Annotated in this window: 1 protein-coding gene and 1 CRISPR repeat array; the gene reads right to left on the bottom strand. The window is 46.3% G+C overall.

The window, feature by feature from the left end:
• Positions 1-71: 71 nt before the first annotated feature.
• A CRISPR array of direct repeats spans positions 72-1,712; the repeat unit is 37 nt; unit sequence GCCGCAATTAACCAAACTCCCTATCAGGGATTGAAAC.
• Positions 1,713-1,763: 51 nt separating this feature from the next.
• On the bottom strand, positions 1,764-2,864 hold the full coding sequence (locus tag QUB51_RS09460; RefSeq protein ID WP_333260731.1) for a precorrin-8X methylmutase: 1,101 nt from the start codon (positions 2,862-2,864) through the stop codon (positions 1,764-1,766).
• Positions 2,865-3,018 lie beyond the last annotated feature (154 nt).

Below are 3,018 nucleotides of genomic sequence, written 5' to 3'. Positions count from 1 at the left end.
AGAATTGTTTTATAAAAAACAAATCATGCACAAATATGATTTTCTGTCAACTTAATTTAGATGCGTTTACCCTGGCAATTAACCAAACTCCCTATCAGGGATTGAAACTCATCCCGCCCAGTAGGGCTGCCTTTGTTACTGGCCCTAGCCGCAATTAACCAAACTCCCTATCAGGGATTGAAACTTTGCTAATTCCTAACTCGAAGTTACCAATGATTAGCCGCAATTAACCAAACTCCCTATCAGGGATTGAAACTTTAAAAGAAATTAACCCACTTTGAACTAAAAGAAAGCCGCAATTAACCAAACTCCCTATCAGGGATTGAAACTCAGATTTGATACTTTGAATTGCAATTGCTTCAATGTTGCCGCAATTAACCAAACTCCCTATCAGGGATTGAAACTGCCTCTAATTGCGATCGCACTTTTGCCACTTCGATGCCGCAATTAACCAAACTCCCTATCAGGGATTGAAACAAAAATAAATATTACAGGCGCTGCAGCGCTATCGCCGCAATTAACCAAACTCCCTATCAGGGATTGAAACAGAATATTTTCTTACCAAAATCAATGACCGACTGGCCGCAATTAACCAAACTCCCTATCAGGGATTGAAACGACACCCTTGTATCTTGAGTCGCCCCAACAAGGGCCGCAATTAACCAAACTCCCTATCAGGGATTGAAACCGCCAGACTTGCTGTCACAAAGTCTCGGAAGCAAGAAAGCCGCAATTAACCAAACTCCCTATCAGGGATTGAAACGAAGCTGAATGAAGGGATTCTGAATAAGGCTGCGATGGGCCGCAATTAACCAAACTCCCTATCAGGGATTGAAACTTGCTACCCCTTGTTATCACCAAATGAACGGCATGAGGCCGCAATTAACCAAACTCCCTATCAGGGATTGAAACTTTGTCGGTTGCGCCGCGGGCGTCGATGCTTTTTTCCGGCCGCAATTAACCAAACTCCCTATCAGGGATTGAAACGGCTCGGTACAAGGACGGGAATAGGAACCCTGGCCGCAATTAACCAAACTCCCTATCAGGGATTGAAACTTCAAGATATTGATTTGGTATGAATAAATTCGTAATGCCGCAATTAACCAAACTCCCTATCAGGGATTGAAACTGTAGGAAAAACGCCCCGCTCCTGATTTATGCAATCAAGCCGCAATTAACCAAACTCCCTATCAGGGATTGAAACCAAACTGGCTTTTAATCGCTGCTGCTGGCGCTCCAGCTCGCCGCAATTAACCAAACTCCCTATCAGGGATTGAAACGCTGAAGACGATTCTGTATCAAAGGCGATTTCTACTTAGCCGCAATTAACCAAACTCCCTATCAGGGATTGAAACAACCCAGTGAAAAAAGTTAATGGGCGTAGGTTGCGCCGCAATTAACCAAACTCCCTATCAGGGATTGAAACCTGAGAAGCTTCCACACCAACCGCCGGAACCCTCGCCGCAATTAACCAAACTCCCTATCAGGGATTGAAACTTATCTTCCTTGTTGAAAATAAAGAAGCCTTTACCGCCGCAATTAACCAAACTCCCTATCAGGGATTGAAACTTCCGGCAACCATACCTGCACGTCGCCATTTTCCGGCCGCAATTAACCAAACTCCCTATCAGGGATTGAAACTTATAATTTCATCTAGTAACTGTCCCATTGTTACGCCGCAATTAACCAAACTCCCTATCAGGGATTAAAACCTCTGAAAGAGCAAAATACAAATTAAGTCACAACCAACCTAAATCCCATCTTTACTTAAGATGACAGTGACAATTCGGCTTTTCAATCAAAGACTCAACCAAAGCATTCAAAGCAACCGCCGCCAACAATCCGCCGCCAAAAGTTCCCACAGTCGTAATATAAGCAACGCCCGATCGCACTAACCGCCGTTTCGCCACCGGAGAATGACTAAAACCGATCGGCATTCCAACTACCAAAGCCGGTTGCAATTGCCCACACTCGATCGCCTCGCAAACCGCCATCAGCACAGACGGCGCATATCCTATCACCAATATACATCCTTTTTCCAGTTTCAACAACTTATCAAACCACTCACGCTGCTGCCAGAATTCCTGTTCCGCTTCCGCCGCAGCATTGATGTGCGGATCATCAATTAAAGTTGCAATACTTGTTCCCAAATGCGCCAATCTTGTCCCATCCAAAGCCGCAAAAACAGGCGGCACATCAGCCACAATTTGACACTGATTTTTCAAAGCATCCCGCGCCGATTTAATCGCCGTTTCGCTCAACTTCACAAACGGCAGCAGCGAACAATCTCCGCAAGCTAACACCAGTTTAGAAAGCAAGTCTACCTCAATTTCCGAGCGATCGGCCAAATCCGGCAACAAAAGCTGCAACGACTCCCCAAAATCCTCCGGGTGAGTGTGCGCCCCCGCATCCCAACCCTCCCAAAATTGTTCCAACTCATCCCACCCCCCCTCAGTTTCCGCCTGCAACAGCCTTAATTGCGCCAAGGCGTCGGCTTGCACTGCTTGACAAGAAATATCCCGTCCCAGCAATCCTTCCAGCGCCGAAGCCGTTTCTCTGAGGCGAACAATTTGCTGAATAACCGACAGATATTGCCGTTGCAGAGTCGCCATCAGCGCGTCAGGCGAAGCATCCGCGTCAGTTTCTAACAGTTTGCGGATGTGAGACAGTTGAAAGCCTTGCTGCTTGAGTGCCACTATTCTTTGCAGCCTTTGCACATCGCTGCGGGTATACAATCTATAGTTAGAAGTCGATCGTACCGCCGGAGATAGCAGCCCCAAAGCGTGATAATGTCGCACCATCCGAGGGGTAATTGTGCCTTTTACCGCTTCTGTAAGTTGTTTGATTGTCAGGTATTGTTGCATGGGATTTTGGGAATTTTGGGATTGTATATTTGATTCTCGAATTCACCCAGAGTCCGCTGGGGAATCAATTCCCACGCATTCACCCAGAGTCCGCCGGGGAATGAATTCCCCGCCTCATAGCAGAAGTCGGTTAAAACCGACTAAAACATTAAAT

Origin of the sequence: Microcoleus sp. AT8-A3, assembly GCF_036705675.1 — a bacterium.
Taxonomy (GTDB): domain Bacteria; phylum Cyanobacteriota; class Cyanobacteriia; order Cyanobacteriales; family Microcoleaceae; genus Microcoleus.
This window is presented reverse-complemented; position numbering and strand designations above follow the sequence as displayed.

Excerpts from the sequence above, each read along its gene's own strand:
- QUB51_RS09460 (WP_333260731.1), bottom strand. The coding sequence starts at position 2,864 with ATGCAACAATACCTGACAATCAAACAACTTACAGAAGCGGTAAAAGGC.